Annotated in this window: 11 protein-coding genes; 6 read left to right on the top strand and 5 right to left on the bottom strand. The window is 61.5% G+C overall.

Translation table 11 applies throughout. From position 1 onward, the window contains the following. Positions 1–36: 36 nt before the first annotated feature. The 5 genes from IEX27_RS17645 (at position 37) to IEX27_RS17625 (ending at position 7,832) form a co-directional block, all read left to right on the top strand. Positions 37–1,791 (top strand): type I secretion system permease/ATPase, encoded by a 1,755-nt coding sequence (locus tag IEX27_RS17645; RefSeq protein WP_188722405.1) that lies wholly within the window; start codon positions 37–39, stop codon positions 1,789–1,791. Positions 1,792–1,799: 8 nt separating this feature from the next. After that, positions 1,800–3,728, top strand: coding sequence for a calcium-binding protein (locus IEX27_RS17640; protein ID WP_188722404.1), 1,929 nt, complete (start codon positions 1,800–1,802; stop codon positions 3,726–3,728). Positions 3,729–3,739: 11 nt separating this feature from the next. Beyond that, complete coding sequence (locus IEX27_RS17635; protein ID WP_188722403.1) at positions 3,740–5,038, top strand: HlyD family type I secretion periplasmic adaptor subunit; 1,299 nt, start codon at positions 3,740–3,742, stop codon at positions 5,036–5,038. An 83-nt stretch (positions 5,039–5,121) separates the two neighbouring features. Beyond that, positions 5,122–6,582 carry a sensor histidine kinase gene (locus IEX27_RS17630; protein WP_188722402.1) on the top strand — a complete coding sequence of 487 codons (1,461 nt, stop codon included), beginning with the start codon at positions 5,122–5,124 and terminating at the stop codon, positions 6,580–6,582. A gap of 314 nt (positions 6,583–6,896) precedes the next feature. Beyond that, positions 6,897–7,832 carry an IS110 family RNA-guided transposase gene (locus tag IEX27_RS17625; RefSeq protein WP_188722401.1) on the top strand — a complete coding sequence of 312 codons (936 nt, stop codon included), beginning with the start codon at positions 6,897–6,899 and terminating at the stop codon, positions 7,830–7,832. A 14-nt stretch (positions 7,833–7,846) separates the two neighbouring features. Here IEX27_RS17625 and IEX27_RS17620 read toward each other — a convergent pair whose 3' ends face one another. The 3 genes from IEX27_RS17620 to IEX27_RS17610 form a co-directional block, all read right to left on the bottom strand. Further along, entirely contained in the window at positions 7,847–8,527 is a 681-nt protein-coding gene (locus IEX27_RS17620) for a response regulator (protein ID WP_188722400.1), read from the bottom strand. 198 nt (positions 8,528–8,725) lie between these two features. Further along, complete coding sequence (locus tag IEX27_RS17615) at positions 8,726–8,905, bottom strand: hypothetical protein (RefSeq protein WP_188722399.1); 180 nt, start codon at positions 8,903–8,905, stop codon at positions 8,726–8,728. Between the two features lie 63 nt (positions 8,906–8,968). Continuing rightward, positions 8,969–10,564, bottom strand: a complete 1,596-nt coding sequence (locus IEX27_RS17610; RefSeq protein ID WP_188722398.1) for an isocitrate lyase — start codon at positions 10,562–10,564, stop codon at positions 8,969–8,971. 124 nt (positions 10,565–10,688) lie between these two features. On the opposite strand from IEX27_RS17610, the gene IEX27_RS17605 reads away from it, so the two are divergent. Beyond that, positions 10,689–12,089, top strand: coding sequence for a helix-turn-helix domain-containing protein (locus IEX27_RS17605; protein ID WP_188722397.1), 1,401 nt, complete (start codon positions 10,689–10,691; stop codon positions 12,087–12,089). 3 nt (positions 12,090–12,092) lie between these two features. Here the strand turns inward: IEX27_RS17605 and IEX27_RS17600 are convergent, their stop codons facing one another. Together IEX27_RS17600 and IEX27_RS17595 are read right to left on the bottom strand one after the other, a co-directional pair. After that, positions 12,093–12,305, bottom strand: coding sequence for a hypothetical protein (locus IEX27_RS17600; RefSeq protein ID WP_188722396.1), 213 nt, complete (start codon positions 12,303–12,305; stop codon positions 12,093–12,095). 15 nt (positions 12,306–12,320) lie between these two features. Beyond that, complete coding sequence (locus IEX27_RS17595) at positions 12,321–12,533, bottom strand: hypothetical protein (protein ID WP_188722395.1); 213 nt, start codon at positions 12,531–12,533, stop codon at positions 12,321–12,323. Between the last annotated feature and the right edge of the window lie 66 nt (positions 12,534–12,599).

Raw genomic sequence — 12,599 nt, 5'->3', positions numbered from 1 at the left:
CGGCTTTCCCAACAATGATGACTGGGGGAGTGTGTCATGCGTCAACGGGACAAGAAGCAGGTTTCAAGCAACAGAAGCGCGGAGAAGCTCACGAAGGGTTTTCGTTCTATCGCGGTCTTTCTGTTCTTCATGTCGGGGATCATCAACATTCTGGCGCTGACCGGCGCTTTCTACATGCTGCAGGTCTATGATCGTGCGCTGACCAGCGCGAGCATGCCCACCCTGCTCGCCATTTCGCTACTGGCTGTCGGGCTCTACTTCTTCCAGGGCCTGTTCGATATGCTGCGCTCGCAGATCCTGGTGCGGATCGGCGCCCGGCTCGACCGGCAGGTCGCCCCCCTCGCCCATCAGGTCGCTGTCGACATGCCCCGTTTCGGCTTCTCGACGGCTGAAGCCCTGGAGCGCGGGCGCGACGTCGACACGGTGCGCGGCTTCCTTAGCGGACAGGGACCGGTTGCACTCTTCGACCTGCCGTGGATGCCAATCTTCATCCTCTTCGTCTACACGCTGCATCCGCTCCTCGGAGCGCTCGCGATCGGTGGCGCCGTGGTCCTGACCCTGCTTACCATCGCTACCGAGCTGATGACGCGCAATCTCCAGAGCTCGACGCATCATGCTGTTGTGACACGCAACACGATCGCCGACTCCAATGCCCGCAATGCCGAGGTGCTGAAGGCGATGGGCTTTGCGAGCCGCGCTGTCGCCCGCTTCAACCGCGCCAATGAGGAGCATTTGACCCTCCAGACGCGGGCGAACGACGTGACCGGCACCTTCGGCGCGATCTCCCGCGTGCTGCGCATGATCCTGCAATCGGCGGTGCTGGGCCTCGGCGCGTATCTCACCATCCAGGGCCAGTTGTCACCCGGTGCGATCATTGCGGCCTCCGTTGCTTCGGCAAGGGCGCTCGCGCCGATCGACCTTGCCATCGGCAACTGGAAAGGCGTCGTCGCCGCCCGCTCCGCCTATGGTCGCCTGAAGGAGACGGTAGCGGCACTCGCGTCCATGACCACGCCGCTCGAATTGCCGGCTCCGACCTGTTCGCTGAAGGTGGAAGGTGTGACCGTGGCTGCTCCGGGCTCCGGCCGCGTTCTCCTGAGCGACGTCACCTTCGAACTGAAGGCCGGCGACGCGCTCGGCATCATCGGTTCCAGCGGCGGCGGCAAGACCACCCTCGCCCGCGCTCTGACTGGCATCTGGCCAACGCTGCGCGGCAGCGTGCGGCTTGACGATGCGGATCTCGCCCAGTGGAACGATGCGAAGCTCGGCTCCTACATCGGCTTCCTGCCGCAGGAAGTGGCGCTGCTGGATGCAACCATCGAGGAAAACATCGCTCGCCTTGAGGAAGCGCCGGACCCGCATGCGGTCGTGAAAGCCGCCGCAGCCGCCGGCGTGCACCAGATGATCGTCCGCCTGCCGGAGGGTTACAGGACCGAGCTCGGACCCATGGGTGCATCGCTCTCCGGTGGCCAGCGCCAGCGCATCGGGCTCGCCCGCGCGCTCTATGGCGACCCGTTCCTCGTCGTGCTCGACGAACCAAACTCCAATCTCGACGCCGAAGGCGAAGCTGCACTAACCACGGCAATTGAAAGCGTGAAGCGCCGCGGCGGTATTGTCGTCGTCATCGCACATCGGCCGAGCGCACTGGCAGCAGTCGACCTGGTGGCGGTGGTTCAGAACGGCAAGATGTCAGCCTTCGGGCCGAAGGAAGAAATACTTGCCGCGATGCTGCACTCCACGCCTCCTGCAGCCGCACCTGGCGTCACCAAGGTTAGGGAGCGCGCCGCTGGCTAAGCGCGCGAATGGCCATGATCATCAACGTCAAAGGTACAAAGCAGACACAGGTCGAAACGGATCCGGGGCAGAAATATCTGCACAGCGATCTCGACCGGAAGACGCAGACGCCATTCGCGATCGGCATGATCCTGATGAGCTTCGCGCTCTACCTGAAGTCGTTCCTCGGCGGTTCAGAACCCGAGCGGGTGGCGCAGGACGAGCACGCAGAGGAATCCCAGGGCGATGCCGACCCGATGGGCGGGTATATCGCGGCTGACATCATCGAGCTGCCTGTCCAGCCGAAGGGAAGCGCCGGCCAAGTGGTCGAACACGTCCCGATGCTGAGCGAGGAGTTTCCGTCGGGGATCTTCTACGATCCGATCATCGGGCCGATCGCCTACGAGATCGATCCGGAAAGCGTGTTCGCGACAAGGCCGCTTATCGTTGCCGCACTCGCCGCCAACGACAACGACCACCTGAACATACCACCAGTTACCTCGGGTGGCTCCAACCCCACTGGTCCTGGATTGCCCCCCAATCCCACCACACCAGGCCAGGGAGCCCCCGAGGGACCTACCAACCCCGATCCGGACGATAATGACGACGGCGATACCCCCGGAGGAGGGGACGATGAGGAAGACGGGGAGGACCGCACCAACCGCGCACCCCGCAGCGGCGGACCAATCACGCTGTGGGACCTGAGCGGTTGTGCGCCCTTCCTCATCGGTCTTTCCGACCTCCTCGGTAATGCGGTCGACCCTGACGGGGACACGCTGGCCGTGCGGAACGTGGTAGCATCGCATGGAACGATGACCTGGGAGGACGGGCAATGGTCCTTCCAGGCAGAACCCGGGTTCGAGGGCCTCGTGGTGCTGCGCTACGAGGTCACCGACGGCGAATACTCGTTCCAGCAGGTTGCCTATATCCAGGTCCAGCCCAACACGATCCAAGGGACGGTTGCCGACGACAATATCGTCGGCACCGACTGCGGGGAGATCATCATGGGTCTCGCCGGCGACGATAACATCTACGCCCGCGCCGGTGACGACGTGATCTATGGCGGCGACGGTGACGATCATATCGTTGCTGGCGCCGGCGACGACGTGGTGTTCGGCGGCAATGGCGATGACATCATCTTCGGCGGGGACGGAAATGATGTGCTCTACGGAGAGGCGGGCGACGACTACCTGGCCGGCGACGACGGAGACGACATCCTTTTCGGTGGCGACGGCAATGACTGGATCTTCGGCGGTGCCGGAGACGATGTTGCCGACGGCGGCGATGGCGACGACCTGATCTACGGCGGTGACGGCAACGACACGCTGAAAGGTGGCAACGGGAGCGACATCGTCGCGGGCGGTGCCGGTGATGACCTGGTGATTGCAGCAGCCGATGCGGCCGACGACCAGTACGACGGCGGCGCAGGCTTCGATACCCTCGACTATTCGGCAACGAGCGAAGGCATTGTTGTCGATCTCGCGGAAGGCATTGCTACCGGCGAAGAGATCGGAACCGATACCTTCACCGATTTCGAAACCATTGTCGGCGGAACGGGCGACGATCATTTCGTCGCCGGCGAAGGAGAGTTCACGCTGGCCGGCGGCGGTGGCGATGACGTCTTCGAGTTCCTTCCGACGACCGAGCCTGCCGTCGTCGCGGAGACGACACCAGCGCCGACGGCCAACTACACAATCCTCGACTTCGACGTCGGCGACCGGGTGCGGATGTCCAAATACGACATCTTCGAACGGGCCCTCGACAAGTATGAGGACACGTTCGAGGAGATTTATGGCGACGACTTCGACGACGATGACATTCCGATACGCTACCGCCACGACAACGTCGACGCGCTCAATCAGACCATCATCGAGGCGGATTTCAACAATGACGGGATCTGGGAAACGGTCGTGACGATCGAGGGAACCCGGGCCTTCTTCATCATCGAGCATGCTTAGGGGAGGTTGCTATGCGCAACAGGGGCAATGAAACATTTCGCATCGGATCACGCGTGATCGCGGGTACGGTGCTTGGAGTTCTTCTGGTTGGCGGCGCTGGCGGCTGGGCTGCGACAGCCCAGCTTGCGGGGGCTGTGATTGCACAGGGCCAGGTGGCCGTCGACCAGCGGATCAAGGCGATCCAGCATCATGATGGCGGCATCGTCAGCGCGATCCTGATCCGCGAGGGCGACGTCGTCGAGGAAGGCCAGGTGCTGATGCGCCTCGACGACACCCAAACCCGGGCGGAACTGTCGATCATCGACGCGCAGATGCTGGAACTGACGGTGCGCCGCGCCCGCCTTCTTGCCGAGCGCGACCTGCTCGACACGATAGAGTTCCCGCCTCGCCTCGATCTCGGCAATCGTGATGTGCAGTTTCTGGTCAATGGCGAGACCCGTCTCTTCGACGGCAATCTGGCGAACCGCGAGAGCCGGAAGCAGCAGCTCGAGCTGGTGCTGAGCCAGGTGGCCGAGGAGATCAGGGGACTGGAAGCCCAGCTGGGCTCAAAGGGCGACGAAATAAAGCTCGTCGACGAGCAACGCGCCAAGATTGCGCATCTCGTCAGCAAAAAGCTGATGGAGCACACGCCGCTCTATTCGATCGAGCGGGAAGTCGCGCGGATGCTTGGCGAGCGCGGAGAGATCGAGGCTTCGATCGCGCGCGCCCGCACCAAGATGAACGAGATCCGGCTCCAGATCCTGGCCGTCGATGAAATGGCCCGCACGGAAGCGCAGCGGGAGCTGACCACGGTCGACACCAAGCTTTCGGAACTGCGCGACCGGCACATGGCGATCTCCGACCGACTGTCGCGCACGGAAATCCGTTCACCGATTGCAGGCACTGTTCACGAGCTCAACATTTACACCATCGGTGGTGTCATCACGCCTGCGGAAGTGCTCGCCACGGTGGTGCCGGTCGATGCCCGACTGAAGGTGGAGGTAATGCTGCCGCCCAACTCCATCGATCAGGTGGCCGTCGGCAGCACGGCCCGCATCCGCCTGCCCGCGCTCAACCAGCGCACGACGCCGGAACTCTTCGCCCGCGTTTCGCACGTCTCGCCTGCCACCACGCGGGACCAGGCGACCGGGCAGTATTATTACAAAGGCGATGTGGAGCTGAAGGAAGGAGAGATCGAGAAGATTGGCGAAAGCAAGCTCATCCCCGGCATGCCGGTGGAGGTGTTTGTCACGACAAGCGAGCGCACGGCCCTCTCCTACTTCGTCAAGCCTATCACAGACCAGCTGAGCAAGGCGTTCCGTGAGCGCTGATGAAATTTAGATCCTCGGCTCAATAAACAGGTTATCGAGGTGAATAACATGTAGTAGTCTCTTCCCGTTGGTGGGGCCAGTTCATGCCGCATACGGGAAGAGACAGGGGCACCCTTTTCGGGCTTAGCCTCTCCATGCAATTCATGGCAGCCGCAGCCGTGGTCCTGTGCGTGTCCATGGCGGTTCTTGGCTCATGGGTAAACCACCAGATCACCCGCAGCGTTCTTGCAACGTCCGGATCGGCCGCAGTCGGCTTCCTGCAGGCTTTCGTCGAGCCCATTCTGCGAGAGCTCGATACACACGAAGAACTGCCGCCACAGGTGCATGAAAAGCTCGACGCGCTGTTCGCGGAGGGCGAGCCAATCCTCACAAGCTTCGTGACCCTGAAGCTCTGGCGTGCCGACGGCACCGTGCTCTACGTCAACAAGCCGAAGTCGCTCATCGGAAAACAGTTTGCGTCGAACGATGTGGCGCGGGCTGCGTCCGGTGAGGTCGTCGCCGAATTCGAGGACATGAAAAGCGAGGAAAGCGCTCACGAGCAGTCGCTCGGCCTTTCGCTTATCGAGGTCTATGCGCCACTCCGCGATGCGTCGGGAAACATCATTGCCGTCGGTGAGGTCTACGAGAACGCGACCGTTCTCGATCAACAGCTGGACGTCAGCGAATTCCGCACCTGGATCTTCGTCTGTTTCACCACGGTCGTCATGCTCGCTTTCCTCTACCTGATCGTCCGGCGGGGAAACCAGCTGATCGAGCGGCAGCGCTCGGCGCTACAGCAGCGCTTCCAGGAAACGATCGCCCTTGCCCGGACGAACCAGCATCTGCGGGTCGAAGCTGACAAGGCCCGGCTTGACGCCAATGCTGCCAATGAGGAATTGATCAGCCGCATCGGCCTCGACCTGCACGACGGACCGATCCAGCTCCTCAGCCTTCTGATGCTGCGACTGGGGCGGCTGCGTCGCAATGACATGAGCCCGGATGAGCAAGCTGTCGTGACGTCCATCCAGAAGCTGACGGCCTCTGTCATCCGTGAATTGCGCGAACTTTCAGCCGGGCTTGTGCTGCCTGAAATCAGCGAGATCGGGCTTGTGGAGGCAATCCGCCACGCCGCCGAGCGCCATGAAAACCTCACCGGAACCACCGTCGAGGTGGATCTCGGCCCCCTGCCCTCAGCCCTGTCGAACGCGCTCAAGATCTGCATCTATCGCATCATTCAGGAGTCCCTGAACAACTCTTTCAAGCATGCTGGTGGCCAAGGCCAGCGCGTCTCGGCTCGGGAGAACAAGGGGCGGATCCTGCTCACCATCTCCAACAGCGGTGAACAGATCATGGAGACCGTGGAGGAGACCGGGACCAGCGTGAGGACCAAGCTCGGCATGCACAGCATCCGCAACCGGGTCGCGACGTTCGGGGGCGAATTGAACATCAAGTCCGATGAGCAGGGCACAATCGTTTCGGTCGAGCTGCCGCTCGTGGCACCGACACCCGCCAGTGATCCGCTACCCATAAGCAAAGCGGATCAAGATGTTAGCGAACAGGTTTGATCCAGTGTCTGAACTAGAGCAGTTCAGACTTACAGAAACTCTGAACTGCTCTAATTCTTTGTTTTCTCGCGGTTCCGGACGGAAAACCGGTTCCCACTTTTCCTGGAACCGCTTGTCTTATGACTTTCTTCGCTGAACGGGCGAATATGAACCGCTGCGAGAGGGTTGTGGCCCTCCCTCAGCGGCGAGGGTCGGATCGATGAACCGCGGACTATTCAGGTTCGAACTAGAGTGTGATCGCCCTCGTCTTTCTCCCTGGTCCTGAACGGATACACGGAGTTTGGCTCCGATGACAAGCAGAGGACGAGCGAAAGATGACCCACGATACCATCGGCGTCGACATCTCAAAAGACCATCTCGATGCCTATCGCATGAGCGATGGTGCTAGCCGCCGCTTCACCAATGACCGAGCCGGTCACACAGCCCTCCTGTCATGGCTCGGGGCATCGCATCCCCGCGTTATTTACGAGCCGACAGGACCCTATCACCGGACCTTCGAGCGCAGGCTGGCAGACGCAGGCTTTGCACTGGTCAAGGTCAACCCGCGCCAGGCAAGACGGTTTGCCGAAGCCACCGGCAAGCTGGCCAAGACCGATCGGCTGGACGCGGCGATGCTGGCGCGCATGGGCGCACTGCTTGAGCTCGAGGCCAGACCGGCATGCAGCCCGATCCTCAGCGATCTCAAAGACCTGCATATGGCCCGCGAGGCGCTGGTCAAGGACCGCACGGCGGCCAAGAACAGGGCGACGACCCTGACCCTGGCCATCCTCAAGCGACAGAATGGCGAGCAGCTCAGGCAGATCGCGCGCCAGATTGCCGCTATCGAGGCAGAGATCATGACGCACATCAAGGCCGATCCTGAACTGGCGCATCGCTTCGCCATTCTCGTCTCGATCCCTGGCGTCTCGACGATCACCGCCTTCGCGCTCCTGATCGACATGCCCGAACTGGGTTTGCTCAACAACGGTCAGGCGGCATCACTTGCAGGGCTCGCGCCCATTGCAAGGCAGTCGGGCACGTGGACCGGCCGCGCTTTCATTCGCGGCGGCCGGGCCAATGTCCGGCGGGCACTCTATATGCCGGCCCTCGTCGCAATCCGGTTCAACCGGGACCTCAAGGCAAAATACGATCAGCTCAAGACAGCCGGAAAAGCGTTCAAAGTCGCCATCACGGCCATCATGCGAAAAATGATCATCCTCGCAAACGCACTGCTGCGGGATGGCCGAAAATGGGCACAGTCCGTGACTTGACCAACACGGATACTCTAGTTGAGCAATGTGCTGCGCTGAGGTTCGCCGCGCGGCGCAACGAATGTCCCCAGTTCCTGGGCGGCGAGGACAACTTCCACGCGGTTGCGCGCATGCAGCTTCTGCATCAGCAGCGTCATGTAATGCTTGACCGTCTTCTCGCTGATCTTCAGCCGTTCAGCGATTTCCTTGTTCGTGCGCCCCATTAGCAGCAGGCGGACGATCTGGTCTTCGCGCACGCTGAGCTTGACTGACTGCCCCACCGGCTTTCGCGTCGACGTGTTGCGCAGCGCCGAGATCACCTTGCTGGCAAAGCTCGGTGTGATGAAGGTCTCGCCCGCCATGACGGTGTCGATCGCCTGCAGAAGTTCGTCATCCGTGCTGCCCTTCAGCACGTAGCCGGTTGCCCCCGCCTCCAGCGCCTTGACGGCGTGGTCGATACCGGCGGAGGCCGTGAACACGATGATATGCGTCGGCGGCGAAATTTCATGGCTGCGCCGGATTGCCGAAAACGCATCGCCCGGCATGTTGAGATCCACGAGAATGATGTCGGGATTTTTCTCCGAGATCTGTTCGACATCGGACGCGCAGCGCCCCGTGCCTACAACTTCAAACTCGGGCATTTCGGAAAAGATGTGAGCCAGTCCTCCAAGCAGGACCGGATGATCGTCCACAAACGCGATTGAAATCTGACGCATAACAAGCCCCCCTCCGTTATGGCGAAACGATTTTCGCGGGAAGCAGAGGCGCTTTCAACGTATCCTAATGGTGGTAAGGGAACATCACCGAAAGGCGTAACCCAGACGTGGGCCTAGCCGGTGCATAGGCTGCGCATGATGTCGGGCGAATGCAGTGGTTGCAATCGCCCGGAGAAGGCTATCCTCAGAAAACTCGCCTCAGCCGATGCGGCCGAGGCGGTGATAGAGGCTTGAATACTTCCCGAGGTTCGGGTCGTCCTTGGCTTCCTGCAGGTAATGCGCGATGGCAGTGCGCAGGAGCTTGAAGTCTTCGTTCGAGAAGACCGCGCGGGGACGCTGCGGTTCGCTTGGCTTCTGGATTTCAGCGGTTTCTGTCATGGTATGCACTCCAGATAGGGCGGCGAGAGGTTAGGGAATACCCCTCGCCTTGGTCCCGGCGGGTCAGGCGGCCGAGAACTGGTTCATGGTGTTGTGAGCGCCGCCAGCCTTGAGCGCTGCTTCACCGGCAAAGTATTCCTTGTGATCGTCACCGATGTCGGAACCGGCCATGTTCTGATGCTTGACGCAGGCGATGCCCTGGCGGATCTCCTTGCGCTGAACATTGGCAACGTAGCCCAGCATGCCAGCCTCACCGAAGTATTCCTTGGCGAGATTGTCGGTCGACAGAGCAGCCGTATGGTAGGTCGGCAGCGTGATCAGGTGATGGAAGATGCCGGCACGCTGCGCTGCGTCGCGCTGGAAGGTGCGGATCCGCTCGTCAGCCTCGGCAGCCAGTTCGCTCTCGTCGTAGTCGGCGCTCATCAGGCGGGCACGGTCATAGGCCGAGACATCCTTGCCTTCTGCCTGCCAGGCGTCAAACACCTGCTGGCGGAAGTTGAGCGTCCAGTTGAAGGACGGCGAGTTGTTGTAGACGAGCTTCGCGTTCGGAACGACTTCGCGGATGCGGTCGACCATGCTGGCGATCTGGCCGATATGCGGCTTTTCGGTCTCGATCCAGAGCAGGTCGGCACCGTTCTGCAGCGAGGTGATGCAGTCGAGAACGACGCGGTCCACGCCCGTGCCTTCACGGAACTGGTAGAGGTTCGACGGCAGGCGCTTCGGGCGGACTAGCTTGCCATTGCGGTTGATGAGGACATCACCGTTAGCGCTGTTCAGATCCGTGATCTCCTCGCAATCGAGGAAGGAGTTGTACTGATCGCCCAGGTCACCCGGCTCCTTGCTGAAGGCGATCTGCTTGGTCAGGCCGGCGCCCAGCGAGTCCGTGCGGGCAACGATGATGCCGTCTTCAACGCCGAGCTCGAGGAAGGCATAGCGGCAGGCGCGGATCTTGGCGATGAAGTCCTCATGCGGAACGGTGACCTTGCCGTCCTGATGGCCGCACTGCTTCTCGTCGGAAACCTGGTTCTCGATCTGCAGCGCGCAGGCACCAGCCTCGATCATCTTCTTGGCGAGCAGGTAGGTCGCTTCGGCATTGCCGAAACCGGCGTCGATGTCGGCGATGATCGGAACGACGTGCGTCTCATGGTTGTCGATGGCGTTCAGGATCTGCTGTTCGCGGATCTGGTCGCCAGCCGAGCGTGCATTGTCGAGGTCCCGGAACATCATGCCGAGCTCGCGGGCATCGGCCTGGCGCAGGAACGTGTAGAGCTCCTCGATCAGCGCTGGAACGGACGTCTTCTCGTGCATCGACTGGTCCGGCAGCGGGCCGAACTCAGAGCGGAGTGCTGCAACCATCCAGCCTGAGAGGTAGAGGTAGCGGCCCTTGGTGGTGCCGAAGTGCTTCTTGATCGAGATGATCTTCTGCTGGCCGATGAAGCCGTGCCAGCAGCCGAGCGACTGTGTGTAGTTTGCCGGGTCGAGATCATAGGCGGCCATGTCGCGGCGCATGATCTTGGCGGTGTAGCGAGCGATGTCGAGTCCGGTGCGGAAACGGTTCTGCAACTGCATCCGTGCTGCGGATTCAGCAGAGATGCCGTTCCAGTTCTGGTTGGTTCCGATGACCTGATCGAGGTCGCGAATGCTGGCCCTGTAGTCCATGAATGCCTCCGTAAAGTTGAAGGCAACCTACCCGCCACCGCCGGATACTCAATCCGGTTCGTTGTGCACTTGTCATTCCTTACAAACAATGCTTGTAAGGTTGTAAGGATGTAAAGGTGCTCCCATGGCGGACTTTGTAACGTACCTTGGACCAAGGATCAGGCGGCTGCGGCGCGATCTCGGCCTGACGCAGGCCGAAATGGCGGCGGATCTCGAAATCTCGCCCTCCTACGTGGCACTGATCGAGCGTAACCACAGGCCGGTGACCGCCGAGATCCTTCTGCGTCTTGCCCGCGCTTACAAGGTCGACTTCTCTGACCTGAGCGAAGGCACGCAGGAGGAACTGCAGACGAAGCTCCGCACCGCCTTTCGCGACCCTCTTCTTGCGGACGTAGAGATCTCCGCTTCCGAACTCGGCGACGTGGCAAACAGTTTCCCGACCTTTGCGGAAGCCTTCATCCGGCTGCACACGACCTACAAGGAAGAGCAGCTTGCGCTCGCGGAAAAACGACAGGACAGGCCGGGCGCCAGCGCCAGCTCGTCCGGCGACCCAGTGGCGGCAGTGCGCAATTTCCTCGCCGCCCGCAAGAACTGCTTTCCCGCGCTCGACTCGGCATCCGAGACCCTTGCCGCAAAGATCAGCGAGGAAGGCGGGTTCGCCGCCCATCTGAAGAAGCGCCACAACCTTATCGTCCGCCGCCTCCCCTCGGACGTCATGGTTGGCTCCGTCCGTCGCCTCGACTGGCACCGCAAGGCAGTGCTGCTCGATGAAACGCTCGACGCTGCGAGCCAGAACTTTCAGCTGGCCCAGCAGCTTGCCTATCTCGAACTCGAGCCGCAGATCGCCCAGGCTGTTGAGGAAGGAAACTTCCCCAATGACAACACCCGTCGCCTCGCCACACGAACGCTCGCAGCCTATTGCGCCGCCGCGATCCTGATGCCCTATGCGCGTTTCGCCAAGTCGGTGGAAACACGCCGCTATGACATCGAGGGACTGGCGCGCGAGTTCGGCACCAGCTTCGAACAGACTGCCCATCGCCTGACCACGCTGCAGAAGCCCGGTCAGGAGCGCGTCCCCTTCTTCTTCATCCGCGTCGATGCCGCCGGAAACGTCTCCAAGCGGCTGAACAGCGGCACCTTCCCATTCGCCCGCCACGGCGGCGGGTGCCCGCTTTGGACCGTGCATCAGACCTTCAAGATGCCACGCCAGATCGTGACACAATGGCTGGAACTGCCGGACGGCCAGCGCTTCTTCTCCGTCGCCCGCACCGTCTATTCAGGCGGCGGAAGCTATCGGGCGCTCAGCGTCGAGCGTTCCGTCGCGCTTGTCTGTGAGGCTAAATACGCGGACCGTCTGGTTTATAGCGATGGTCAGCAGAACGTGGCTCCGACGCCGATCGGCATCGCCTGCCACCTCTGCCACCGCATCACCTGCACCGCGCGTTCCGAGCCGCCGATCGGTCGTCAGCTGCTGCCGGACAATTTTAGAAGGACAGATACACCGTTCGGCTTCTCGGACTCCTGAGCACTACTTGTTGGTGCGACCGGTCTGATCGGGGTTCACGCCGCCCTGCTGCGTGACGTCGTTCTCGACATCACCTTCAAAGGTATTGTCGCCGCCGGTGCCTTCCTCATCAAGGATATCGCCGCCCTTGATCGTGCCTTTGGAAGTGCCAATTCCGGGGTTCTCGCGCAGATCCTTGTCGGATGGTGTCTCCGTCTTGGGGTGCTTGCTGGTCATGGAATACTCCTGCGGTCAGGGACGGCGGTTGGCCGCATGGTCCTGGCCCTGCTCGGATTTGATCGCGTTGCCGTCCTGCCCGCGTTCCTGCGAATGCTGCTTCTTGTCCCGGTTCGACAGGACCTCGTTCTCACCGACGGTATCCTTGTCGAGTTCGGTCATCGCGCCCGAACCGGAACCCTTTCCTTGCGATCCCTTGCCGATGTGTTTCTTGTCGGCGTTAGCCATGGAAACTCTCCTCGTGTTTGAGGTGGTGGTGAAGGGCTAGTGCTGTGGACGAAACCTCCACCATCC

The organism is Nitratireductor aestuarii, assembly GCF_014641695.1.
In the GTDB taxonomy this organism is placed as follows: Bacteria; Pseudomonadota; Alphaproteobacteria; order Rhizobiales; family Rhizobiaceae; genus Chelativorans; species Chelativorans aestuarii.
The sequence above is the reverse complement of the archived record's forward strand: the minus strand, read 5'-3'. Positions and strand labels throughout refer to the sequence as shown.

Bases quoted from the DNA above. Each gene is read 5' to 3' on its own strand.
- IEX27_RS17640 (WP_188722404.1), top strand. From the start codon at position 1,800: ATGGCCATGATCATCAACGTCAAAGGTACAAAGCAGACACAGGTCGAA.
- IEX27_RS17600 (WP_188722396.1), bottom strand. From the start codon at position 12,305: ATGACCAGCAAGCACCCCAAGACGGAGACACCATCCGACAAGGATCTG.
- IEX27_RS17620 (WP_188722400.1), bottom strand. From the start codon at position 8,527: ATGCGTCAGATTTCAATCGCGTTTGTGGACGATCATCCGGTCCTGCTT.
- IEX27_RS17610 (WP_188722398.1), bottom strand. From the start codon at position 10,564: ATGGACTACAGGGCCAGCATTCGCGACCTCGATCAGGTCATCGGAACC.
- IEX27_RS17635 (WP_188722403.1), top strand. From the start codon at position 3,740: ATGCGCAACAGGGGCAATGAAACATTTCGCATCGGATCACGCGTGATC.
- IEX27_RS17645 (WP_188722405.1), top strand. From the start codon at position 37: ATGCGTCAACGGGACAAGAAGCAGGTTTCAAGCAACAGAAGCGCGGAG.
- IEX27_RS17625 (WP_188722401.1), top strand. From the start codon at position 6,897: ATGACCCACGATACCATCGGCGTCGACATCTCAAAAGACCATCTCGAT.
- IEX27_RS17605 (WP_188722397.1), top strand. From the start codon at position 10,689: ATGGCGGACTTTGTAACGTACCTTGGACCAAGGATCAGGCGGCTGCGG.
- IEX27_RS17615 (WP_188722399.1), bottom strand. From the start codon at position 8,905: ATGACAGAAACCGCTGAAATCCAGAAGCCAAGCGAACCGCAGCGTCCC.
- IEX27_RS17630 (WP_188722402.1), top strand. From the start codon at position 5,122: ATGCCGCATACGGGAAGAGACAGGGGCACCCTTTTCGGGCTTAGCCTC.
- IEX27_RS17595 (WP_188722395.1), bottom strand. From the start codon at position 12,533: ATGGCTAACGCCGACAAGAAACACATCGGCAAGGGATCGCAAGGAAAG.